This is a genomic window from Meiothermus rufus DSM 22234 (genome assembly GCF_000423425.1).
In the GTDB taxonomy this organism is placed as follows: Bacteria; Deinococcota; Deinococci; order Deinococcales; family Thermaceae; genus Meiothermus; species Meiothermus rufus.
On the sequence record NZ_KE384016.1, the window covers coordinates 24,668 to 43,923 of the forward strand.

General features: G+C 65.0%; 23 protein-coding genes. 14 read left to right on the forward strand and 9 right to left on the reverse strand.

Annotated elements, in window-relative coordinates:
• Window positions 1-5: 5 nt before the first annotated feature.
• The 8 genes from G552_RS0113855 to G552_RS0113890 all read left to right on the forward strand — a co-directional run bounded on the left by G552_RS0113855 (window position 6) and on the right by G552_RS0113890 (window position 5,550).
• Window positions 6-686, forward strand: a complete 681-nt coding sequence (locus G552_RS0113855; protein ID WP_027883524.1) for a hypothetical protein — start codon at window positions 6-8, stop codon at window positions 684-686.
• A gap of 106 nt (window positions 687-792) precedes the next feature.
• Window positions 793-2,646, forward strand: coding sequence for a 1-deoxy-D-xylulose-5-phosphate synthase (dxs, locus tag G552_RS0113860; protein WP_027883525.1), 1,854 nt, complete (start codon window positions 793-795; stop codon window positions 2,644-2,646).
• Window positions 2,647-2,652: 6 nt separating this feature from the next.
• A complete protein-coding gene (locus tag G552_RS0113865; RefSeq protein ID WP_027883526.1) occupies window positions 2,653-3,285 on the forward strand; it encodes an MBL fold metallo-hydrolase in 633 nt (210 codons plus the stop codon).
• Between the two features lie 5 nt (window positions 3,286-3,290).
• On the forward strand, window positions 3,291-3,650 hold the full coding sequence (locus G552_RS0113870; protein WP_027883527.1) for a rhodanese-like domain-containing protein: 360 nt from the start codon (window positions 3,291-3,293) through the stop codon (window positions 3,648-3,650).
• An 87-nt stretch (window positions 3,651-3,737) separates the two neighbouring features.
• Complete coding sequence (pdo, locus tag G552_RS0113875) at window positions 3,738-4,415, forward strand: protein disulfide oxidoreductase (protein WP_051195843.1); 678 nt, start codon at window positions 3,738-3,740, stop codon at window positions 4,413-4,415.
• Window positions 4,412-4,780: a rhodanese-like domain-containing protein gene (locus G552_RS0113880; RefSeq protein WP_027883529.1), complete on the forward strand. Its 369-nt coding sequence runs from the start codon at window positions 4,412-4,414 to the stop codon at window positions 4,778-4,780. The genes pdo and G552_RS0113880 overlap by 4 nt, the downstream gene beginning before the upstream one ends.
• A gap of 19 nt (window positions 4,781-4,799) precedes the next feature.
• The gene (locus tag G552_RS0113885; protein WP_027883530.1) at window positions 4,800-5,057 is read left to right on the forward strand and encodes a metal-sensitive transcriptional regulator; all 258 of its coding nucleotides are present in this window, start codon (window positions 4,800-4,802) and stop codon (window positions 5,055-5,057) included.
• 28 nt (window positions 5,058-5,085) lie between these two features.
• The gene (locus tag G552_RS0113890; protein ID WP_027883531.1) at window positions 5,086-5,550 is read left to right on the forward strand and encodes a tRNA (cytidine(34)-2'-O)-methyltransferase; all 465 of its coding nucleotides are present in this window, start codon (window positions 5,086-5,088) and stop codon (window positions 5,548-5,550) included.
• A gap of 4 nt (window positions 5,551-5,554) precedes the next feature.
• Here G552_RS0113890 and G552_RS0113895 read toward each other — a convergent pair whose 3' ends face one another.
• Window positions 5,555-6,634 carry a [LysW]-lysine hydrolase gene (locus G552_RS0113895; RefSeq protein ID WP_027883532.1) on the reverse strand — a complete coding sequence of 360 codons (1,080 nt, stop codon included), beginning with the start codon at window positions 6,632-6,634 and terminating at the stop codon, window positions 5,555-5,557.
• Between the two features lie 127 nt (window positions 6,635-6,761).
• Between G552_RS0113895 and G552_RS0113900 the strand changes: the two genes are divergently transcribed.
• Complete coding sequence (locus G552_RS0113900) at window positions 6,762-7,001, forward strand: ferredoxin (protein ID WP_027883533.1); 240 nt, start codon at window positions 6,762-6,764, stop codon at window positions 6,999-7,001.
• Window positions 7,002-7,150: 149 nt separating this feature from the next.
• Here the strand turns inward: G552_RS0113900 and G552_RS15735 are convergent, their stop codons facing one another.
• Both G552_RS15735 and G552_RS0113910 read right to left on the reverse strand, forming a co-directional pair.
• A complete protein-coding gene (locus G552_RS15735; protein ID WP_051195845.1) occupies window positions 7,151-8,335 on the reverse strand; it encodes an MFS transporter in 1,185 nt (394 codons plus the stop codon).
• 164 nt (window positions 8,336-8,499) lie between these two features.
• Window positions 8,500-9,267 carry a hypothetical protein gene (locus G552_RS0113910; RefSeq protein WP_036271057.1) on the reverse strand — a complete coding sequence of 256 codons (768 nt, stop codon included), beginning with the start codon at window positions 9,265-9,267 and terminating at the stop codon, window positions 8,500-8,502.
• 78 nt (window positions 9,268-9,345) lie between these two features.
• Between G552_RS0113910 and G552_RS0113915 the strand changes: the two genes are divergently transcribed.
• Entirely contained in the window at window positions 9,346-10,023 is a 678-nt protein-coding gene (locus G552_RS0113915; protein WP_027883534.1) for a glycerophosphodiester phosphodiesterase, read from the forward strand.
• Window positions 10,024-10,060: 37 nt separating this feature from the next.
• A complete protein-coding gene (locus tag G552_RS0113920; protein WP_027883535.1) occupies window positions 10,061-10,255 on the forward strand; it encodes a hypothetical protein in 195 nt (64 codons plus the stop codon).
• A 5-nt stretch (window positions 10,256-10,260) separates the two neighbouring features.
• On the opposite strand, the gene G552_RS0113925 is transcribed toward G552_RS0113920, so the two are convergent.
• Complete coding sequence (locus G552_RS0113925; RefSeq protein ID WP_027883536.1) at window positions 10,261-11,280, reverse strand: threonine aldolase family protein; 1,020 nt, start codon at window positions 11,278-11,280, stop codon at window positions 10,261-10,263.
• Window positions 11,281-11,287: 7 nt separating this feature from the next.
• On the opposite strand from G552_RS0113925, the gene G552_RS0113930 reads away from it, so the two are divergent.
• Together G552_RS0113930 and G552_RS0113935 are read left to right on the forward strand one after the other, a co-directional pair.
• Window positions 11,288-11,836, forward strand: a complete 549-nt coding sequence (locus G552_RS0113930; protein ID WP_211224834.1) for a carboxymuconolactone decarboxylase family protein — start codon at window positions 11,288-11,290, stop codon at window positions 11,834-11,836.
• A gap of 48 nt (window positions 11,837-11,884) precedes the next feature.
• Window positions 11,885-13,483 carry an acyl-CoA dehydrogenase family protein gene (locus tag G552_RS0113935; RefSeq protein ID WP_027883538.1) on the forward strand — a complete coding sequence of 533 codons (1,599 nt, stop codon included), beginning with the start codon at window positions 11,885-11,887 and terminating at the stop codon, window positions 13,481-13,483.
• Here G552_RS0113935 and G552_RS0113940 read toward each other — a convergent pair.
• The 5 genes from G552_RS0113940 to G552_RS0113960 all read right to left on the reverse strand — a co-directional run bounded on the left by G552_RS0113940 (window position 13,480) and on the right by G552_RS0113960 (window position 18,201).
• Window positions 13,480-15,522 (reverse strand): molybdopterin-containing oxidoreductase family protein, encoded by a 2,043-nt coding sequence (locus tag G552_RS0113940; RefSeq protein ID WP_027883539.1) that lies wholly within the window; start codon window positions 15,520-15,522, stop codon window positions 13,480-13,482. The two genes, G552_RS0113935 and G552_RS0113940, sit on opposite strands and share 4 nt — an antisense overlap.
• Window positions 15,523-15,781: 259 nt before the next feature.
• Window positions 15,782-16,360 carry a hypothetical protein gene (locus G552_RS15740; RefSeq protein WP_036271058.1) on the reverse strand — a complete coding sequence of 193 codons (579 nt, stop codon included), beginning with the start codon at window positions 16,358-16,360 and terminating at the stop codon, window positions 15,782-15,784.
• Window positions 16,344-16,583, reverse strand: coding sequence for a hypothetical protein (locus tag G552_RS0113950; RefSeq protein ID WP_027883540.1), 240 nt, complete (start codon window positions 16,581-16,583; stop codon window positions 16,344-16,346). The genes G552_RS15740 and G552_RS0113950 overlap by 17 nt, the downstream gene beginning before the upstream one ends.
• Before the next feature lie 9 nt (window positions 16,584-16,592).
• Window positions 16,593-17,132 carry a P-loop nucleotide/nucleoside kinase family protein gene (locus G552_RS0113955; protein ID WP_027883541.1) on the reverse strand — a complete coding sequence of 180 codons (540 nt, stop codon included), beginning with the start codon at window positions 17,130-17,132 and terminating at the stop codon, window positions 16,593-16,595.
• A gap of 10 nt (window positions 17,133-17,142) precedes the next feature.
• Window positions 17,143-18,201: an MFS transporter gene (locus G552_RS0113960; RefSeq protein WP_027883542.1), complete on the reverse strand. Its 1,059-nt coding sequence runs from the start codon at window positions 18,199-18,201 to the stop codon at window positions 17,143-17,145.
• 86 nt (window positions 18,202-18,287) lie between these two features.
• Here G552_RS0113960 and G552_RS0113965 point away from each other — a divergent pair, with 86 nt between their 5' ends.
• Window positions 18,288-19,235 carry a hypothetical protein gene (locus tag G552_RS0113965; protein ID WP_027883543.1) on the forward strand — a complete coding sequence of 316 codons (948 nt, stop codon included), beginning with the start codon at window positions 18,288-18,290 and terminating at the stop codon, window positions 19,233-19,235.
• Window positions 19,236-19,256: the final 21 nt, after the last annotated feature.

Genomic DNA, 19,256 nt, shown 5'->3' on the forward strand with positions numbered 1-19,256 from the left:
AGGCGATGAAGCGAGTTTTTCTGTTGCTAGGGCTTTTGCTGTTGGCGGCCTGTGCCCCCCGCACCACCCCCCCCGCCAACACCGCCCTGATCGAGGGACCTGTGGGCTTTTACCCGGCCCAGCCTGGTCTGGACTGGGTCTATCTACCACCCCGAGCCCCTTTAGGCGACCCGCCTATCCGGCTTTCCATCCTAGGCCCGACCACCTTCGAGGGCCAGCCGGCCATCCGCTTTCGCCTTAGCGGACGGGGCCTCGAGCGCTCCTACTACCGCCAGATCGACGCCAGTGGGGTGCGGCTTTTAGGCATCGAGGACTTCGACCGCCTCCAGATAGCCCGCTATACTCCACCTATTCAGGAGTACCCCCCCCCGGCCAGCCTGACCGTGGGGGCCCGTTGGGGGGGGCAGACCCGCGAGGTGATCGAACTGCGTGTGGGTAATCAGGTAACCCGGGTGGTGGATCGTCTGCTGGACTATACCTATACCGTGCTAGGGCGTTCCAACGTCAGCGTGCCGGCGGGGAGCTTCGAGGTCTACCGCATTGGGCTAGAGTACCGCGACCCCCGCAACCCTAGCCTGCGGGAGAACTTCGAGGTATGGTTCTTCCCTGGGGTGGGGGAGGTCTTTACCTCGATGAACTTCACCGACCAAGGCGGGCTTTCGCTGGTGAACCGCAACTTCAGGTAGCTCTCTCGCCAGCCCAAAAGTGAACCCGTAGCACCGATTTGTTCTCTGGCGTACGGCATAGGGCGGGCAAAGCCTTACAGTTAGGGGCAGGTTTGGGAGGCGTCTGGTGATTCTATCTAAAATCAACCAACCGCAAGACCTCAAAGCCCTCTCGCAGGACGAACTTTTGCAGCTGGCCGAGGAGCTGCGCAGCGAGATTATCCGGGTTTGCGCGCAAAACGGCGGCCACCTGGCCTCCTCGCTGGGTGCGGTAGAGCTGATCGTGGCGCTGCACAGGGTTTTCGACTCCCCACGGGATCGCCTCATCTTCGATGTGGGGCACCAGGCCTACGCCCACAAAATCCTCACCGGGCGCAAGGAGGTCTTCCACACTATCCGCCAGGAAGGGGGTATCTCCGGCTTTACCAAAATTTCCGAGAGCGAGCACGACGCCACTACGGTAGGTCACGCCTCGACCTCTTTGGCCAGCGCCTTGGGCATGGCCATCGCCCGCGACACCCTAGGGCAGGACTACCATATCGTTGGCATCATCGGGGATGGGGCCCTTACGGGAGGGATGGCTCTGGCCGCCCTCAACGTTATCGGCGAGCGCAAACCCAAGCTGCTCATTGTGCTCAACGACAACGAGATGAGCATCTCGGAGAATGTGGGGGCCCTGAACCGCTACTTCAAGGAATACCAGGTCAAGAAGTGGGTGCAGGATACCCAGAAGTGGGGCAAACAGGTGCTGGAAGGCATCTCGCCTAGGCTGTTCAACCTGGTGGACCGGGCTAAGGAAGCAGCCAAGTTGATGCTGCATCAGGAAAACCCCTTCTATGCCTGGGGCATCCGCTACGTGGGGCCGGTAGACGGCCACGGTCTACCGGGCCTGATTCACATTCTGGAGCAGATCAAGGCCCTGGATGGCCCCACCATGCTGCACATTGTGACCAAGAAGGGCAAGGGCTATGGGGTGGCCGAGGAAGACCCTATCTACTGGCACGGCCCGCCGGGCTTCAACCCCCAGAACCCACAGAAGGTCAGCAAGGGCTACTCCTGGTCGAGTGCCTTCGGCGACGCGGTGACGGAGCTGGCCTTTCAGGAACCCCGGCTTTACGTGATCACCCCGGCCATGCGGGAGGGCTCGGGCCTGGTGCGCTACTCCCAGACCCACCCCGAGCGCTACCTGGATACCGGCATCTGTGAGGACGTGGCCGCTACGGTGGCGGCGGGCATGGCCTTGCGCGGCCTGAAGCCCGTGCTGGCCATCTACTCCACTTTCATGCAGCGGGCCTTTGACCAGATTGTTCACGACATTGCCATCGAGAACATCCCGGTGGTGTTTGCCGTGGACCGGGCGGGTATCGTCGGGGGGGATGGGGCCACCCACAATGGGGTTTTTGATATCGCTTACCTGCGCACCATCCCCAACGTGCAGATCGCTGCCCCTAAGGATGCCCTCGAGCTGCGGGCCATGCTCAAGTACGCGGTGAATGCCAAAGCCCCCATCGCCATCCGCTACCCCCGCGACAACGTGGAGAAAGCCCCCGAAGGGGCCTGGCCCGAGATCGAGTGGGGCCGCTGGGAGGTGTTGAAGGAGGGCCGCCGGGCCTACATCCTGGCCTTTGGTAAGACCCTGAAGTACGCCCTCGAGGCCGCCCAGAACGATCCTGAGGTAGGCGTCATCAACGCCCGCTTCATCAAGCCTTTAGACCGGAAGATGCTCCGCTGGCTGGCCCAGGAAGGTTACAAGCTGGTGACCAGCGAGGATCACCAGCGCATGGGTGGGTTTGGCAGTGCAGTCCTGGAAGCCCTCAACGAGATGGGCCTGAAACCCGATATCCGCGTGCTGGGCCTGCCCGATGTCTTTTTCGACCATGGCTCCATCCCCCGCATGCATCGCCAGGCTGGCATCGACGCCGAGGGCATCCGAAAAGCCCTGCAGGAGATGGGGGTAGGCGGGCCGGTGGCCCAGCGGTAGCCCTGTATGCGGGTTATTCCCCTGCTGGCCAACACCTATCTTCTGGATACCCTTCAGGGCCCCCTGCTGGTGGATGCGGGGATGCCGCAGGAGTACTCTAGGCTGCTGCGCTACCTAGGCCAGACCAGGCCGGTAGCCCTTTTTTTGACCCACCATCATCTCGACCATGTGGGCGGGGCTCGCCGGCTGTGGGAGCGGTGGGGCCTGCCCATTTACGCCCATCCGCTGGACATCCCCTACATCAGCGGGGTCCGCCGTCGCCCGCCTTTTCCACCCCTGCCCTGGCTGGGGGACTGGCTGGCCAATAGCCCTAGGCCGGTACCCCAGGAAGCTCTGGTTCCGGTGGAGGAGGGGGCCGAGGTGCTGGGCTGGCGGGTGGTGCACCTACCCGGTCACACCCCAGGCCAGGTGGGGTTGCTGCGAGAGGGTGTGCTGATCGCCGCGGACGCACTGCGGGTGGGGCGGCGCGGGCCCTTTGTGCCGCCGCCTTTGGTTAACCACGATACACCCCAGGCCTGGCGCACCCTGGGCCGGATAGCGGCCCTCGAGGTCATGACCATTTACGTAGGCCACGGCCCGCCCACCACCCTAGAGGCGGTGCGGGCCCTGTTGCGGCAAAGGCAGGCTTGGCTAGACTAGCGGGTATGTGGGGATGGTTGAAAAATCGGCTGGGCCTTGGGGTACGGGTACCCCGGATTAGCGCCCGGGAAGCCCAGGAAAAGCTCAAGGCCGGGGCCCTTATGATCGATGTGCGCACTCCCTTGGAGCGCAAGCTGGTCAAGGTGCCGGGTTCACAGGGGTTGCCTCTGGCCGAGCTGCCTAAGCGTTGGGAGAGCCTGCCCAAGGATAGGCCCATCATCTGTCTGTGTGAAAGCGGCAACCGCAGCCAGCAAGCCGCCGAGTTTTTAAAGAGCAAGGGCCTCGAGGTCTACAACCTGGCGGGTGGCATCTCGGCCTGGCAGGCCGCGGGTTTTCCGGTGAAGAAGGGCGATCTGCAGCGTTAGCCGCCCGCCGCCTTGCACAATATATCCCCAGGGGGTATACTGGGGCTAGCGGGTAGGGGTCTGTCCCTTGGCCCGGAGGAGAGGATCATGTTTCTAGACGAAAGAGTGCAAAACCAGGTGCGCGAGATGTTGGCCCCTATCCAAAAACCGGTGGAGATGGTGGTTTTTACCACGGCTGGCCTCGAGCTGCCCGGCCAGGAGGTGGGCCTGCAAGATGAAACCCTGGGCCTGCTCAAAGAGGTGGCGGCACTGAACCCCCACCTGAGCGTGGAGCAGCGCTCGCTTCACTCTGATCCCGAAGCCCAGGCCCTGGGCCTGAGCTATGCGCCCACCATCCTGTTGCGGGAAAAAGGTTCCCAGCGTAGCAACATCCGCTTTTTGGGTCTGCCCGCGGGCTACGAGTTCAGCACCCTGATCGAGACCCTGCGGATGCTGGGCACGGGTGAGAGCAAGCTGGGTGAGCAGTCGCAGGCCGAGCTGCAGAAACTGGCCTCGCCGGTGCGCTTGCAGACCTTTGTGACCCCCACCTGCCCCTACTGCCCCCAGGCTGTACTGGCTGGCTACCGCATGGCCTACCATAACCCCAAGGTGGTGGCCGAAGGGGTGGAGGCCAGCGAGTTTCCCTTGCTCTCGCGGCGCTACAACATCTCGGGGGTGCCCGATACCATCATCAGCGGAACCACCCAGCAGCGCGTGCTGGGCGGGCAGCCCGACCGGGTCTTTGTCGAAGCGGTGCTTAAGGCTGGGGCCGGGGTGGTGGCGTGAGGGGATGGCTCGGCCTAGGCCTCTTTTGGCTGGCCTCGCTGGGGCTGGCTCAGGGCTATACAATCGTGAGCGTGGACGACCTTAAACGGGCCCTGGCCAACCCCAAAAACTTCGTGATCGACGTGCGCACCCCCCAGGAGTTCGCTCAGGGGCATGTGCCAGGTGCGGTCAACTGGCCTCTACAGCAGATCGAGCACTGGTGGTCCCGGGTGCCCAAGGACCGGATGGTCTACGTGTACTGCAACACCCAGAACCGCAGCCGGGTGGCTGTACAGTACCTGCTGGCCAAAGGCTACCGAGACCTGCACCTGGTGACGGGGGGCATCCAGGCCTGGTACGCCCGTGGCTTCAGGGTTGCTCGCTAGGGCCTTTAGAGGGGTGAGTATGACCGCAGCGCTGCAGGACAAAACCAAAATTCTCCACCGTCTGCGGCGCCTGGAGGGGCAGGTGCGGGGCTTGCAGAAGATGGTGGAAGAGGATCGGGAGTGCAAGGAGATACTAACCTTACTGAGTGGCGTGCGCAGTGCGCTCGACTCGGTGGGGGAGGAAATCCTCGAGGCCTACCTAGCCCGCTGCCAGGCTAACCTGGAGCGAACCGACCCAGCCCAGCTGGTTGAGGTGGTGCGCTTGCTGAGGAGATAAAGGCGAGGGCCTGTCCTGCCTGCGCGGTATGTTCAAGGTGGTGCTCTACCAGCCGGAAATTCCCCAGAACGCAGGCAACATTGCCCGAACCTGCGCGGCTACCGGGGCCGAACTGCACCTGGTACGCCCGCTGGGCTTCCAATGGCACAGCGCCAAACTCAAGCGGGCTGGACTGGACTACTGGCCTGAGGTGCACTACTATTTGCACGATTCCTGGTCGGCCTTTTTGGCCCAACTACCCCCCCAAAGTCGGGTCTGGGCTTTTAGCAGCAAGGTTTCCCGGCTCTACACCGAGGTTCGCTACCAGCCCGGCGACTACCTGCTCTTTGGGCCGGAGAGCCGGGGCTTGCCCCAAGAGGTGCTCGAGCGCTTTCCCGCGGTGACCATCCCCATGCCCGGCAGGGGCGGGCGCTCCCTCAACCTGGCGGTGGCCGTAGGGGTGGGTCTTTACGAGGCCCTGCGACAGATGGATTGGGGCCGCATCCCTGGTTAAGGGCCTAGCCTTGCCGGGGTGCTATGGCCTGTTTCGCCAGGTGGGTTAGGGCGTGGCGTAAAGCCTCGATAGCCCTGAGAAACTCGGGGATTTCCAGGTGTTCGTTGGGGGTGTGGTCGAGGGTGGAATCCCCCGGCCCGTAGGCCACCATGGGCACGGGCCAGTGGGGGGCTACTACGTTCATGTCGGAGGTGCCGGTTTTGTACTTGAAGACCGGCTGGCCCCCCGCCTGGCGGATACCCAGGCGGAAAGCCCGGGTGAGAGGGGTGTCCTTGGGGCCCACATAGGGCACCTCCCGCCCGGAGAAGTCGAGGTCCAGGATGGGTGGGGCGTAGGCGGTCAGGTGGCGGATGGCCTCTTCCACCGGGAGGCGAGGAGGCAGGCGCAGGTCGAACTTCATCTCGGCAAACTGGCGGTTGTCGGGGTGTTCGACGCGGAAGTCGCGCAGGTTGTACTGCACCTGGTGAAAAGAGCCCTGGCCCTGGTTCATGGCCTCGGCCCAGGCCTTGATGCTAACAAAATAGCTAATCAGCTCCTCCGCCGCGTTGGGCTCGTGGTGGGCAGAGTGGAAGTTGTCCTTTTCCCGCCGTACCCGCACCAGCAGACGGCCCTTATAGCCCAAGGTGATGCCCTGCCAGCCAGAGGGTTCGCCAATCACTACAAAATCGGGCTTGAGTTTGTCCACTACATACCGGGCCCCTTTGGAGCTGGGCACTTCCTCCTCGGTGGCACCCACCACATGAAGGGTGAGTTTTTGCAGGACCTCCGGGGCCAGGCTGGCCGCGGCCAGCACGAAGGTGACAAAGGGGCCCTTGGCATCCACCGAGCCCCGGCCAAAAAGCCGGTCGCCCTCGAGCCGCACCGGCACCAGCCCGGGCACGGTGTCGATGTGGCCCAGCAGGGCCACCTGTATGGGCCCTGAGCCAATCTGGCCTCGAGCGTTGTCGGCTTCGTCGACCCAGGCCCGGGCATAGCCCAGCCGTTTCATGCCTTCGACCAGGTACTGCGCGACGGCCCGTTCCTGCCCCGAGATCGAGGGAATCTCGAGGGCCCCGCGGAGAAACTCAATGGGGTCTGTGTTCATAGGGTTTCTATGCCGCTTTGCGGCCCCACTACCTGCAAGGATAGCACGCCATGAGTGGACAGGCCCCCTTGACTTTTCCCGGAATTCCCTACAATAGAGAGCAGTTTGGCGGCTTGAGGAGGAAAGCATGCCCCACGTGATCACGGAACCCTGTATCGGTACCAAGGACAAGTCCTGCGTGGAGGTCTGCCCGGTAGAGTGCATCTACGACGGGGGAGACCAGTTTTACATCCACCCCGACGAATGCATCGACTGCGGCGCTTGTGTGCCGGCCTGCCCAGTCTCGGCCATCTACCCTGAGGAAGATGTGCCCGAGCAGTGGCACGACTACATCGCCAAAAACCGCAAGCTGGCGGGCCTCGAGTAAGCCCTACCCCCAAACCTGGCCGCCGCTGCGCGGCCTTCTTTTTTTGGGGCCGGCACCCTTTTCCGCCGAGGCCCTTGCAACCCTGGCGGAGTCAGGGTGGGGGCGGTACCCTTGATAAGCCCATATCCTCTGCTCCAGCGGCCAAGGGTTCAACGAACCCCCCCCGCCGCCCGCCGTTTGTCGCGCTGTATACGCCACCACAGGTAGTACACGGCCCCCATGCGCAGCAGCATTGAGGCCAGGATGGGCAGGTGATAGGGGCTGGGAAAGAGCTTGAGCTGAGCGTGCAGGCTGCCCAGCAGCCCGCCCAGAAGCGAGCCCAGGATGCCCCCTACGGCAAAGGCCATCCAGTACCAGGCCAGGTAGAGGTTGCGTCTTCCCACCGGTGCGCTTTGTAGGGCTACGTTGGTTAGGGCAGTGCCGATACCACCCCAAGCCAGCGCATCACAGACGGCAGAAGCCCAGATGGTCTGTAGCTGCCCAGGCCCCCCTGCCAGCCAAAGAGGGGGCAGCACTAAGGCGGCCACGCTGCTGCTAAAAAGCAATACCTGCCAGTGGCCGATTCGGTCGGCCAGGCGGCCCCATAAGGGGCTGAGCACCAGCCCACATGAGGCGGCGATGACCGTCCAGAGGCCCACCTGGGTAAAGCTCATGCGGGCGTGCTCGAGGAACAAAGGAAACACGAAGGGGCCGCCCACGCTCACCGCACCTAGAAACAGCACCACAAAACCCAGATACCCTCGGAAGCGCCGGTCGGATAGGGGTTGGAGAAACTCTGCTGGGCGGGGAGGTATACTGACGCTTGGGGGCTCGAATTGCCGCCGCAGGATAAAGGTAGCCCCCACTCCTGCGGCCACAGCGATGCCCAGCACCAGCAAAAAGCCCCAGGGCTTACCCAGCAGGTCGATCAGACCTCCGGCGGCCAGATTACCCAGGGTGCCCACCAGGCCCAACACCCCGTTGCGCAGGCCAAAGTAGCGGCCCCGCTCCTCTTCCGCTACCAGGTCGGCCATCCAGCTCGTCCAAAGCACGCTAACTGGGGCGACGATGAGCTGCGAAAGAGCGGCGATAAGCAGCAGGCCGGGAATGCGCCAGGGCTCGGGCAAGAGGGGCAGCAGCAAGGCCAGCCCAAACAGCCCGCGCCCCAGCACGGATAGGGCCACGCTGAGGCGCTTGCGGCTACCGCGAAAAAAAAGCGCCAGGGGAGCGGCCATCTGGCCCACCATGGGCAAAGCACCCAGGATGGCCAGGGCCACGGGGGCAGCGCCCAGCCACAGCGCGTAGCCGGTTGTGACCATGCCGGTGCTCCAGTTGATGAACAGGATGGCCAGCATGCCTTCCCAGATAGCCAGTTTTTGTGAGCGGCGGGGCTCACCCGCAGGCAAGGTAGACACTGCAGGCCATTATTGACCGTCGGGTCAGTTTTGAGAAGGGGCAACCCGAGATGCAAAACGGCCCGCGTTGCTGCGGGCCCACGGGCTATTGGGTGGAAGACGTGTCAGTAGGGCTCGGATAAGCGCCACTGAATAAGCGAAAGGGATAAACCGATGGCGATGACCCCCAAGGGAACCCAGATGTCCTGGGTGGTGCCCATATTGACCACCAGGTAACCCGCTGTGGTCAGGGCAGAGAGGAGGGCAGAGACCTTCAGCAGGACGGAGGTGAGGCGCTGGGTGGGGCTGAGGCGGCGAGGAGCTGCGGTGGTGGGGGGAGGAGGGGTGTCTGGCCGTGTGGGCGGGGGGGTAGGCTGGCTTTCCTCCACTGCCGCAGCGGCCCTGCCGGGCCGGGGGGAACCCTCGTAGGCCCAGAGGGAGTCGGCGGGTTCGTCGGGCAGGGTTTTGGGGGGTTCGGCGATGTGTATCTGGGGCGTGGGGGGCGGTGTTTCCAGCGGGGTGGGGTGGGTTGGTTTTAGGGGTTCCTTGAGCTTGGGGGCAGCGGGGGGCTGCTCGAGGGTCTGGGTAGCCTCGGTTTTGGCTTTGAGCACGTAGCCCCGCAAAGACTCCAAAAACAGCTTTAACTCGTCTTTCTGAAAAGCAACGGGGGCAATGGACATCAAGGTGCCCTGCTCGCCCACCACATCCACAGTACCGCTCTGCTTGTTGACGCCGATGCGCTTGATTTGAGAAAGGCGTGCGCTTTGCGCCCCGTTATCGTCTATGTAAAACAGTTCTCGGTGGGTGAGGGCGAGGAGACCCCCAGGGCCTTCCAACCGAGAGACAACCTCAGCCTGGGTTAAGCTGGAAAGATGCGCATCGTATTTGCCCATATGCCCTAGTCTACACCATTTGCCGCTCAGATTGCCCCATCTAAACGTAAAATTTGGAAAGTGGAAGCGAGGGATAGGATGCTGACCAACACCCCACTGTTGCTGGGCCACCGTGGCGCGCCGTACTGGGCTAGGGAAAACACCCTCGAGTCGTTCCGCCAGGCCCTGGAGGCCGGCCTGGATGGTCTTGAGTTTGACCTACAGCGCACCCGCGATGGGGTGCTGGTAGTTCATCACGACTTCGACCTGATGGGGCAGCCTCTAGCGGAGGCAGACTGGTCGGAACTGAAGCAAAAAGCTCCTTGGATGCCCCGCCTGGAGGAGGTGCTCGAGCTGGCACAGCAGTACCCCCAGGCCTGGCTGAACCTCGAGCTCAAAAGCCAGCCTGGCCCCTCAGATGGGCGGGAAGCCCTGCTGGCCCAGGTACTGCGAGGGTGGCCGGAGGCGGGCCAGCTCTGGATCAGCAGCTTCGACCCCCTGGCCCTGATCCGGTTGGCCCGGCTGGGGGTGGGCCAGCCCCTGGCTCTCTTGTACGCCCAGGCCGAGATGGAGGCCTTGCTGCCCTGCCTGCCGGTGCAGGGGGTACACCCCCACCACACCCTACTCGATGAGGCCAAAGTGGCCCAGCTAAAGGCCCAGGGATGGTTTGTGGTCACCTGGACGGTCAACCAAGCGCCCCAGGTGCGCGCCCTGCTGGCCTGGGGGGTGGATGGGGTGATTGGCGACTGGCCCGAGCAGCTTTTAGCCGGGCGCTGATTTGGGTTCTGGCGGGGCTTTGCGCTAGGCTGAAGCTATGCAGGGCATGCGCGTCAAACTGATTGCCGCAACCGATCCCGATGTGTTTCAGGATCGGCTCAACCGCTTTATCGAGGGCCTATCTGAGGAGACCCTGATTGTGGACATCAAGTTTTCTACTGCCCAAGCGGGAAGCCAGACCACCTACGCTGCTTTAGTGCAGTACAAAGTGGTGGAGGTCTGGCAAGACTGAGGCGGCTAGGCGATTTGCAAGGCCTGTTCGATCCGCTCGAGGGCCAGCGGGATGTCCTCGTCGTGCAGGTCGCGGTGGGTCACGAAGCGCACCCGGTTGTGGGCCATGGGGTTGGCCAGTACCCCCAGCGCGCGTAGGCGTTGGGTGAAGGTGGGGGCCTGGGGAACCTGGGCGTAGACCATATTGGTCTGCACCGCCTGCAGATCGACCTCCAGGTGGAGCTTCAGCAGACCCTCAGCCAGCGCCCGGGCCATCTGGTGATCCCGCTTTAGGTGCTGGGGGCCTTCCTGTAAGGCGATGAGGCCGGCGGCGGCCAGCACCCCGGCCTGCCGCATCCCTCCGCCCAACAGTTTGCGGTAGCGCCAGGCCTCGGCACGGTAGGCCTGGGGCATCAGCAAAAGGGAGCCTACCGGGGCGCCCAGTCCTTTGGAAAGACAGATGGAGACGGTGGTGAACCCCCGGGCCACCTCCTGGGGGCTTCGCTGCAGGGCCACCGCAGCGTTGAACAGGCGGGCGCCGTCTAAGTGGGTGGGCAGGCCGGCCTCCCGGGCCACCCGCTGGATGGCCTGCTGGGCCTCGAGGGGCACCACCGTACCGCCCGCATAGTTGTGGGTGTTTTCCAGGGCAATGAGCCCGGTGGGGGCCTGATGCACTGAGGTATGGATGGCGGCCCGCACCGCCTCGGGGTCGGGTATGCCGTAGGGCGCCTCCACCAGGCGGATCGTCCCGCCCGAGAGCACCGCCAGCGAGCCCGGTTCGTACTCGTAGATGTGGGCTCCCTTGGGGGCGATGACTTCCTGGCCGCGCTTCAGGTGCAGCATCAGGGCTACCTGGTTGGTCATGGTGCCAGAGGGCATGAACAGGCCTGTTTCAAAGCCCAGCATTTCCGCGGCCAGGGCCTCGAGGCGGTTGACCGTGGGGTCTTCGCCGTAGACGTCGTCGCCTACCTCGGCCTCGGCCATGGCCTTGCGCATGGCCGGGGTGGGTTGGGTTACGGTGTCGGAGCGTAGGTCAATCGGGCGCATAGGCCCTATGCTACTCCTCATGGCCCGGATTCCCTACCAACCCCAGGACCTTAGCGAACCCCAAGCCATTGTGGATGCCATCCGCCGGCGGCGCGGTGGTCAGCTGCTTAACCTGGATCGGATGCTTTTGCATAGCCCGGCCTTTGCCATAGGCTGGAACAGCTTTTTGGGCGCGGTACGAAGCGAGCTTAGCCTCTCGCCCAAGTTGCGCGAGCTGGCGATGTGTGGGGTGGCCGTGTTGAATGGAGCCGAGTACGAGTTCCGCCATCACGCCCCTTTGTTCTTGCAAGCCGGCGGCACCCCGGCCCAGCTCGAGGCCCTGCACCGTTTCGAGCAGGAGATCGAAAACGACACCCTCTTTGACCCACAGGAAAGAGCTGTGCTCCGGCTTATTTTTGAGATGACCCGCCACGTTCGAGTGCGCGACGAGACCTTTGCCCGGGTGCAGGCGGCCCTGCCGGATGTCCGCCAGGTGGTGGAGCTGGTGGGGGTGATTGCGGCCTACAACATGGTCTCGAGGTTCCTGGTGGCCCTGGAGGTGGAGCCTGAAGTTTGACCGAGTCTAAAAACAATTCTAGACTGAGGCTGTTCCAAAGGAGCCACTATGCAGCACCAGTCGTACGCTTACGGCAAAAACCACTGGCACCTCGAGGCCGACCTACCCCTGTTGCTGAAGCGCTACTGGAAGGGCTGGGAGGCTCACCAGGCCGAGCTGGAAAGCTTCGGGGCCCTGGCCGGGGGCGAGGCCTACCGCATCGCCGACCACGTGGACAAGGAGGCCCAGCCGGTTCTGGTGATGTACGACCTCGAGGGCAACCGCGTGGATCGGGTTCGGCTTTCGCCGGCCCAGGAAGCCCTTAACCAAAGGCTGGCCGCCATCAACCGCGCCCCCTATCAGGGCGGAAGCTGGCACCACCATTTCGCCCTGGGCTACCTGCTGGCCGACCCCGGCCTCTACTGCATCCAGACCATCACGGGCTGCGTGGTTTACAGCATTCACAAGTATGCGCCGCAGTTTGCCCACTGGAAGGCCCAGCTCCTGAGCGGCCAGGCCTTCGGGGCGACCTGGATGACCGAGGTGCAGGGAGGCTCCGACCTGGGGGCCAACCGGGTGCGGGCGGTGCCCGAGGGGGGCGTGTGGCGCCTTTGGGGCGATAAGTACTTTTCCAGCGGGGCTGGCCTGACCGACTATGCGGTTGTTTCGGCCCGGCCCGAGGGGGCCCCGGCAGGGCCCAAGGGCATCGCCTTGTTCCTGGTGCCCCGCCTGGACAGCCAGGGCCGGCTCAACTACCGCGTGCGGCGACTGAAGGACAAACTAGCCACCCGCGCGGTGCCCTCGGGTGAGGTGGACTTCGACCACAGCGAAGCCCACCTGGTAGGCCGGGCCGAGGAGGGCATCTACTACATCCTGGAGACCCTCACCCTCTCGCGGCTGGCCAACGCCTGCGGGGCCATGGGCCTAGCCCGCAAGGCCCAACTAGAGGCCCTCTTCCGCACTCAGCAGCGAGCGGCCTTTGGCCGGCCTTTGAACCAGCATCCGCTGGTCCGGCGCGACCTGACCGACCTGGCGGTGCGCATTGCCGGTGGCCTGGCTCTCACCTTCCGCGCGGTGGCGGCCTGGGACGAAGCCTGGACCGAGACCCCGCCCTATAGCCCCCGCTACCACTACGCCCGCCTGCTGGCCCACCTGGCCAAGGCCCGTACCGCCGAGCACGGCACGTACTGCACCCAGCTGGCCATGGAACTCTTTGGCGGGGTGGGCTTCGTGGAGGACTTCGCCATTGCCCGCCTGGCCCGCGAGGCCCTGATCACCCCCATCTGGGAAGGCCCGGCCAACGTGCAGGCCCTGGACACCCTGGAGGTGCTCTTCCGCAAGGGGGCCGCCGAGCCCTTCCTGGCCGAGTTCGGCGCCAGGCTGGAGGCTGTCGGCAGCCCGGAGGCCCGGCTGGCCCTGGCCGCCTTGCAAGGCACCCTGGACGGCCTGCAAAGCCTTTCGCTCGAGGAGGCCCAGTGGCAGGCCAAGGAGGCCTTGCGCACCCTGGCCGATGCGGCCACGGTGGCCCTACTCTACGACCTGAATAGCGAGCGCCACGCCAGGCTGGCCGCGCTTTACGCCCGGCACTTCCTGGCCAAAGAGGAGTACCCGGCCTGGGCCCTGCGGGAGCCGGGGCTGTGGTCGGTGGGCCAAAAGGCCCCGGCCTAGTCCAGGGCCTCGAGCCGTACCGGGTTGGCGTGGAAGGTGCTCCCGGCCCCCATGTCGGTGAGCTGCTCGCTGGTGAGCCAGTTGATGCCCTTGCCGTCGGGGGCCGGGGCCTCCCACCAGGTGCCTTCCTGCACCACCGTTCCCGGCATGGGGGCCGGGCTTACCCGCACTTTGCGCACCACCGCTCCCAGAGGCGAGCGGATGCGTACCCGTTTCCCGTCCTGCACGCCGTAGGCAGCGGCGTCCTGGGGGTGCACCAGCAGCACCGGCTCCCCGCCCTCGCCCTGCACCAGCCGCTCGATATGCCCGTAGGTGCTGTTCAGGAAGTGCTTGGCCGGCGGGGTCAGGAGGATCAGGGGGAATTCCGCCTGGGGCTCGGTGAGGATGACCGGTGGGGGCGGGTCGAAGCGCACCTTGCCGCTTGGGGTGTTGGCCCCGTCTTTGAAGGGTAGGAAGGGGCGGGGGGTGTTGAGCCGCAGGAAACCCTCGGCCTTGAGCCGCTCCAGGGTGATGCCCTCGAGCCAGGGGTGGCTCGAGTCCAGTAGGCTTCGGGCCAGTTCCTCGGCGCTCCAGTAGAGGGTGGGTTCCTCTAACCCCAGCCGGCGGGCCAGCTCGGCGAAGACCCAGGTGTTGGGCCGGGCCTGGCCCTGGGGGGGCATGACCGCCTCGTTCCAGGAAAGGTAGAAGTGGCCGTAGGCGGTGTAGAGGTCGGGGTGCTCGAGGAAGGTGGTGGCGGGCAGCAGGTAGTCGGCGTAGAGGGCGGTCTCGGTGGTGGCCTGCTCGAGCACCACCGTGAAGAGGTCCTCCCGCGCCAGGCCCTGGCGCACCCGTTCGGTATGGGGGGCCACCACCAGGGGGTTGGCGTTGAAGACGAACAGGGCCCGGATGGGCGGCTCGAGCCGGGTAAGGGCAGTGCCGAGCTGGGTCATGTTGACGTGGCGCACAGCGGGGTTGGGGCGGAAATAGCCTTTGGGCGGGTGCGCCCCCTTAAGCAGGTGGGCCCCGCCCAGGTAGGTGCGGTTGAGGGGAAAGGCCCCCGAGGTGGTGAGCAGCGCCCCGCCCCCCGGGTACTGCCAGGCCCCGATGAGAGCAGGCAGCAGCAGCACCGCCCGCTGGGCGCTGGCCCCGCCGGGGTGGCGGGTCATGCCGTAGCTGGTGCGGATGAGGCTGGCTTTGGCGCGGGCAAAGGCCAGCGCCAGCCGCTCGATGGTGGCCGCCGGGACGCCCGTAACCGCCTCGGCCCGCTCAGGGGGCCAGGCCTCGGCCACCGCGCGGTACTCCGCGAAGCCCTGGGCCGCGCGCTCCAAGTAGGACTCGTCGTGCAGCCCCTCGCGCAGAATCACGTGGGCCATGGCGTAGGCCAGCGCCCCGTCGCTGCCGGGCCGAAGCCTCACGTGCTCGTCGGCGAAGCGCGAGGTGAGGTTTTCGTAGGGGTCGATGTGGACGATCTGGGCCCCGTTCTGCCGCGCGGCTTTGAGGAAAGGGGTGAGGTGGGTATGGGTGTGCAAGGCGTTGATGCCCCACAGAAAGATGAAGCGGGCTTTGGGCACGTCCTCGGGGTCGATGCCGTAGCGCGGTGCGCCGTAGGTGGCCTCCCAGGCCGCCGCCCCCGCTGTGGCGCAGATGGTCTCGTCGAGCTCGCTGGCCCCGATGGCGCGGAAGAAGGCCAGGGGATGGGCGTACTGGTGCAGGCCCATGGTTCCGGCGTAGTGGTAGGGCAGCACCGCCTCGGGGCCGTGCTGGTCGATCACCTGACGCAGCCGCTGGGCGATATCGTCCAGGGCTTCCTCCCAGCCTACCCGCTCAAAGCGCCCCTCGCCTTTTTTCCCCACCCGCCGCAGGGGATACAGCGGGCGCAGGGGGTGGTGGTGGCGTTCGGGGTAGCGGTAGGTCTTTACGCAGGCGAAGCCCTGGGTGATGGGGTGGCGGGGGTCGCCCTCAATTTTGCGCAGGGTGTGGGTGGCCTCGTCGATGCTGGCGAGGAGCGAACAGGCGTCGGGGCAGTCCAGCGGGCAGGTTACGCGGGCCTGGCGTAGCATGCCCCCCATGCTACGGAAGCTTCCGGCCCGCTGCCCATCTGTGGCTCACAAAGTCCGCTAGACTGGGGCCACGCTGGCTTATCTGCGCCGCTGTGCACCTCTCTTCCGCTGGCCATGTTGCGGGTGCGCACGGTGGTGGCCCCGCGGCTTATCGCTTAACCGGGTTTGTTGCCTCTGGTGGGTTCGCTGGGGCTGTATGGCGCGGGGGCCCTGCTCTACCCGCAGCTCATCGCTGCGCTAAGGCCCTGAACTCGGTTTCTCAGTCCAGTGGGGCCTGGGCCAGGGCCTGCTCGAGCAGCTCGGCAAGCCCCAGTTCTTCCGCCCAGCGGCGCAGGTAGTCCAGCTCGAGCGTGGTCTGCACCCGCAGGATGCCCAGGATGTCGCCCCACTGCCGCTCAGAGCTGCGCCCGCCCATCTCGTACCAGCGCAGTTTGTGCAGCAGGATGTCTTCGGCAGTGCAGAAGGACACGCTGTAAGGAGGGGGGGGCTCTTCCAGCCGGATGCGGTGCTCGCGGGCAAAGGCGCTTTGCTCGAAGGGGGTCGGATTCAGCAGAAAGATATCGACTTTGATGGCCTTGTCCAGATGCAGAAGGTTGAAGCTAGACCGGCGCTGGATGGCCTCCAGGGCGTGGGCCTGGTCGAAGTAGAAGTCCTGGCCCAGCAGATGGGCCAAGGGGGTAACGTGGTGGGGCTTCAGGTCGGCCACAATGTCGATGTCCAGGGTCGCTCGAGGCACGCCCAGGGCCGAGCTGGCCACCGAGCCACCCACCCGATAGGGCACCCCTACCTGCTCGAGGGCCCTGGTGACCTGCTTCAGAACCTCAAGCGTCTCGTACATGGGGCAATGCCTTGGTCATCTCGGCCCCGTAGTGAAGCCGTACCCATGCTATTTTGGCAGCCTGCGCATCGCCAAGCTGCTGCTCGAGGTTTTTGCGTGAGAGCCCAATCACCAAAGCCGACATCGAGCTCATCAGTTGCAGGCGATAGGCCGGGCTCTTCTGCCGCAAGAGCTCGAGCTGCAACCGCGCCACCCTGGGGTCGGTGTCGGAAAGGCTGCCCACGCTCCCAGTTTAGCCCCTCGCCAGCCTATAGTGCTGCACGATTTTTTGGGCAGCGGCCTGGGGCGAGAGCTGGGCTGTGTCCAGCACCAGGCTTTCCACGTAGGGAATGGCCTCCAAGGCCCCCTCCTCGTCCAGCATGCGCAGCAGGCGCTCGGGGCGGGAGAGCTTCTTGAGTGCTTTGCGCTCGGGCTGCACCACCCGCTGCAAGAGCACCTCGCGTGGGGCCTCGAGCTTCACAAACAGCGGCTCGATGCCGGTTTGCGCGCACACCTCCAGTACCTGCCGGACGAACGCGTCGCTAGACGGTGGCGTGTAGATGAAGGTGAAGAGCAGGCCTTCCAGGCCCATCTCAGCCAGTTGCCGGAAGGTGAAGAGCCGCAGCGCCCGCAGGAGCTTGACGTAGTCGGGGCTGCCCCACTCGAGGAGCCGGGCGGCGTAGTCGATAGAAAGGTGGTTGTCGAAGATAGGGTAGCCGATGAGCCGGGCCACTTCCCGGGCTACCGTCAGCTTGCCCACCGCGGCGGGGCCATAGAGAAAAACCAGCTTCATCGGAAGCATGCTAGCGCAGGGCTCTGGGGGCCAGCAAAAAGGCCAGTCCAGAGACTCCCAGGGCCACCTCGAGGCCCCACACTGCGCTTTGCCCAATGAAGGGTGGATACACCAGGCCTGCTACGGTGCCGCCCAGGTAGAAAGCGGCAATATAGGTTCCACTCACCCCACTGCCCCCCCGCCCCGAAACCCCACCCGCAATGGCTTGTGCGGTAAAAAGGCTAGCCATCATCACCACAAACCCCACCAGAATAGCCAGCGGCTGGTTGGGCACCTGGATCAGCAGGCCTAACGCCACCCCCCCAAAGGCCAACCGAAAAGCCCCCACCGTGCCCCATTTTTTGACCAGTGTGCCGGCTAGGGCGCTGCCAGGAATGCCAGCCAGGTAGGCGAAGAAAACCCCGCCGATCTGGCCCTGCGAAAGCCCCAGGGCCTCGAGGCGGTAGGGCATCAGGTTGGCCACGAAGAAGTTGATGAACAGTAGAGCGAAGCCCAGGGCATACAGGGGCCAGGCCGAGAGGGTGTAGCGCGGGGTGGGCAGGGTCAGGCGCTCGTGGGCGCGCAGCACAAAAAGGGCAATGACCGCCACCGGCAGCGCCAGCAGCACCAGGGCCAGCCGCTCGCCGAACCATTCGGCAAACAGCCCCCCTAGCCCACGCCCCAGCCCGCCGCCCAGCACATTGCCAGCCACCCAGAACCCGGCCATCTGGGCCTGCCGGCCCGGGAATAGCCGGGGTAGCAAGGCTAGGGAAAGCCCAGGCACCGCAGCGGCAAAGGCCCCCTGCAGGCCACGGCACAGCGTCCAGACTTCCAGCGTGGGGGCCAGCCCGGCCAGCACCCCAAACAGGCCCACCCCTAAAAGCCCGCCACCGATGACCGTACCTACCGGTAGCGGCAGGCGTGGCACCAAGGGCGAGAGGAGCACCAGCAGCAAAAACGGCAGGCTGATGCCCAGGTGGGTGCTGCCCGCCGGTGTGCCATAGAGGCGCTCGAGGCCCGGAAGCATCGGCACCACGGCGTACAGCGCTACGTAGATCAGAACCCCCGAGGGAATCAAGGCCCAGGCCACGCTAGAAGCATATCCGTAACGTCAGAGGTCCGGGTTACGCCCATTTTGGCCTGGCCTGGGGCCGAAGGGTTTTCTAGCATGGAGCAATGGTGCAGGCCCTCGAGTCCATCTGGCCCTGGTTGCGGCGCTTGTATTGGAACACCGTACTGCTCCTGGGAGCGGCCTTGGCCTTGCCCCTGCTGGGAATGGGAGGCTGGGTGGGCCAGCTTTTAGCGGGGGCCTATCTGTTGCTGGGGGGGGTAGGGTTTACGCTGGCCCAGCGCTATCCCCAGGCAGCCTTGCTGGCCCACCTGGCCGCGGTCATGGGCCTACTGGTCTGGGGTGCGCATCAGCCCTGGGGGGCCTGGCCGGGGTGGGATAGCGAACTGGTTTTGTACCTGCTCTCGAGCCTAAGCACGCTGGCTCTGGTGGTGTTGGCCCTGTTTGGCGGCTTCTGGCCCATGGTGGCGGGGCTGGTGTGGTTGGCGGTTTTGCTGCCCCACCCCACTACAGGGCTGCACTGGCTGGTGCTGCCCCTATGGGGGTTGGCCGGGCTGGTGGGCTTGGCCCTTCATCGGGGGATTAGCCGCCTCGAGGCTGCCTGGCGGGAGCTGTCCCAGATGGCTTTGTGGGATCGCCAGACCGGTCTGAGTACCAGTCTGGCCCTCGAGGCCGATTACGCACGTTACCAAGCCCTGGCCAGCCGGAGCGACCAGCCCCTCTTGCTTTCGCTTTGGGTGCTGCATCTTCAGCAATTCAAGGGCCAGCAGAGCTTGCAGATTGCCCAGCGGCTGGCCCAGCTTGTGGGTGAGGCCATCCGGCAGGGCGACGGGCTGTATCGCCTGGACGACCGGCGGTTTTGTGGCCTGCACATCGGCCTGGTGAGCGGGCATGAGCTGACCGAGCGGCTTAGCCGCAGCCTACCGCAGGTGCAGGTGGTCTGGGTGGTTTGCAATGGGCTACCGCTGGAAGAAGCCTTGCGCCAGGCCCAGAACCTGTTGCACCAGTCTGTGTTGGGCTTGGAGCAGGCCTACCCGGTTCTGCCTAAGGCGTAACGGGCCCGGTGGGTGAAGGCG

Bases quoted from the DNA above. Each gene is read 5' to 3' on its own strand.
- G552_RS0113855 (WP_027883524.1), top strand. From the start codon at position 6: ATGAAGCGAGTTTTTCTGTTGCTAGGGCTTTTGCTGTTGGCGGCCTGT.
- G552_RS0113865 (WP_027883526.1), top strand. From the start codon at position 2,653: ATGCGGGTTATTCCCCTGCTGGCCAACACCTATCTTCTGGATACCCTT.
- G552_RS0113870 (WP_027883527.1), top strand. From the start codon at position 3,291: ATGTGGGGATGGTTGAAAAATCGGCTGGGCCTTGGGGTACGGGTACCC.
- pdo (WP_051195843.1), top strand. From the start codon at position 3,738: ATGTTTCTAGACGAAAGAGTGCAAAACCAGGTGCGCGAGATGTTGGCC.
- G552_RS0113885 (WP_027883530.1), top strand. From the start codon at position 4,800: ATGACCGCAGCGCTGCAGGACAAAACCAAAATTCTCCACCGTCTGCGG.
- G552_RS0113890 (WP_027883531.1), top strand. From the start codon at position 5,086: ATGTTCAAGGTGGTGCTCTACCAGCCGGAAATTCCCCAGAACGCAGGC.
- G552_RS0113895 (WP_027883532.1), bottom strand. From the start codon at position 6,634: ATGAACACAGACCCCATTGAGTTTCTCCGCGGGGCCCTCGAGATTCCC.
- G552_RS0113900 (WP_027883533.1), top strand. From the start codon at position 6,762: ATGCCCCACGTGATCACGGAACCCTGTATCGGTACCAAGGACAAGTCC.
- G552_RS15735 (WP_051195845.1), bottom strand. From the start codon at position 8,335: ATGCTGGCCATCCTGTTCATCAACTGGAGCACCGGCATGGTCACAACC.
- G552_RS0113910 (WP_036271057.1), bottom strand. From the start codon at position 9,267: ATGGGCAAATACGATGCGCATCTTTCCAGCTTAACCCAGGCTGAGGTT.
- G552_RS0113915 (WP_027883534.1), top strand. From the start codon at position 9,346: ATGCTGACCAACACCCCACTGTTGCTGGGCCACCGTGGCGCGCCGTAC.
- G552_RS0113920 (WP_027883535.1), top strand. From the start codon at position 10,061: ATGCAGGGCATGCGCGTCAAACTGATTGCCGCAACCGATCCCGATGTG.
- G552_RS0113925 (WP_027883536.1), bottom strand. From the start codon at position 11,280: ATGCGCCCGATTGACCTACGCTCCGACACCGTAACCCAACCCACCCCG.
- G552_RS0113930 (WP_211224834.1), top strand. From the start codon at position 11,288: ATGCTACTCCTCATGGCCCGGATTCCCTACCAACCCCAGGACCTTAGC.
- G552_RS0113935 (WP_027883538.1), top strand. From the start codon at position 11,885: ATGCAGCACCAGTCGTACGCTTACGGCAAAAACCACTGGCACCTCGAG.
- G552_RS0113940 (WP_027883539.1), bottom strand. From the start codon at position 15,522: ATGCTACGCCAGGCCCGCGTAACCTGCCCGCTGGACTGCCCCGACGCC.
- G552_RS15740 (WP_036271058.1), bottom strand. From the start codon at position 16,360: ATGTACGAGACGCTTGAGGTTCTGAAGCAGGTCACCAGGGCCCTCGAG.
- G552_RS0113955 (WP_027883541.1), bottom strand. From the start codon at position 17,132: ATGAAGCTGGTTTTTCTCTATGGCCCCGCCGCGGTGGGCAAGCTGACG.
- G552_RS0113965 (WP_027883543.1), top strand. From the start codon at position 18,288: ATGGTGCAGGCCCTCGAGTCCATCTGGCCCTGGTTGCGGCGCTTGTAT.